This is a genomic window from Nonomuraea sp. 10N515B, from assembly GCF_052245915.1.
Lineage (GTDB): Bacteria > Actinomycetota > Actinomycetes > Streptosporangiales > Streptosporangiaceae > Nonomuraea.
Genome location: NZ_JBQQBQ010000185.1, coordinates 1 through 1,467, shown reverse-complemented (window position 1 = coordinate 1,467; position 1,467 = coordinate 1). Strand labels below are relative to the sequence as shown.

Below are 1,467 nucleotides of genomic sequence, written 5' to 3'. Positions count from 1 at the left end.
GGATCGGCTCAGGAGGGCAACCGTCGGCTCGGAGTGGCCGCCGCCTCTCATCATGGCGGGGAAAACCCCCCGTCCGAAGCGGCGGAGGTTCCGCTGCGGGAGTTGCTCGGCGATGAGGTACTGGACCTGCTGCTGGCCGGCTCGCGGGACGGCAACGGCGGACTGCGGCTGACCGGTGAGGGCTCGATGCTCGGACAGTTGGTCAAGGCGGTGCTGGAGCGCGCGCTGGAGGCCGAGCTGACCGCGCATCTGGGCTATGGCAAGCACGATCAGTCCGGCAACGGGACGGGCAACTCCCGTAACGGGAAGATCGCCAAGACGGTGCAGACCGGGGTCGGCCCGGTCCGCCTGGCGGTGCCGCGGGACCGGGCCGGCACCTTCGAGCCGGTGCTGGTGCCCAAGCGGGCCGGGCGCGTCTCCGGCGGCCTGGACGACATGATCATCAGCCTGTACGCGCACGGCATGAGCGTGCGCGACATCCAGCACCACCTGCGCCAGATCTACGACACCGAACTGTCGCACGAGGCCATCTCCAACATCACCGACGCCGTGCTGGAGGAAGCCCGCGCCTGGCAGAGCCGGCCACTGGATCCGATCTACCCGGTGGTGTTCCTGGACGCCATCGTGGTCAAAGTCAGAGACAACCACGCCGTGCAGGCCAAGCCCGCCTATCTGGCGATCGGCATCGACACCGACGGCGACAAGCACGTCCTGGGCATCTGGCTGGCCAAGACCCCGCTGGATACCGCCACCGCCGGCGAATCGGCCCGGTTCTGGACGAGCGTGATGACCGACCTGAAAAACCGCGGCGTGCGCGACATCGTCATCGCCTGCACCGACGGCCTGCCCGGCTTCGAAGACGCCGTGCACGCGGCGTTCCCGCACACCACCCTCCAGCGCTGCGTCGTGCACCTGATCCGCAACGCCCTGCGGCCCGTGGCCCGCCGCGACCGCACCGCGGTGGCGGCCGAGCTGAAGAAGATCTACACCGCGCCCACAGCCGAGGCCGCCTTCGACACCCTGGCCGACTTCGCCGCCTCGGACTGGGGCGCGAAGTATCCCCAGGCGGCCAAGGTGTTCGAGAACGCCTGGGACACCTTCATCCCGTTCTTCGCCTTCAGCCCGGCGGTGCGCAAGCTGCTCTACACCACCAACAGCATCGAAAGCCTGAACTACCAGCTGCGCAAGGTCACCAAAGCCCGCGGGCACTTCCCCGGCGACGACGCCGTGGTCAAGCTCCTGTGGCTCGCCATCATCAACATCGAGGACAAACGCGCCCGCCAACGGCTCGCCAACCGCGCCAACGAGGGCAAACGCAACGACCAGCCCGCCCGACTCATCGAAGGGCAGCGCACCTTCGGCTGGCGCGAAGCGCTCAACGAACTCGAGATCGCCTACCCGGGAAGGATCAAGTAAATCAGGTAAAGAGCACTCTCCATTACTCAGAGTAAGAATTTACACACTTGA

General features: G+C 67.1%; 1 protein-coding gene. It reads left to right on the top strand.

Annotated elements, in window-relative coordinates; all coding sequences use genetic code 11:
- Window positions 1–93: 93 nt before the first annotated feature.
- Entirely contained in the window at window positions 94–1,416 is a 1,323-nt protein-coding gene (locus tag ACTWQA_RS58910) for an IS256 family transposase (RefSeq protein WP_443167482.1), read from the top strand.
- Window positions 1,417–1,467 lie beyond the last annotated feature (51 nt).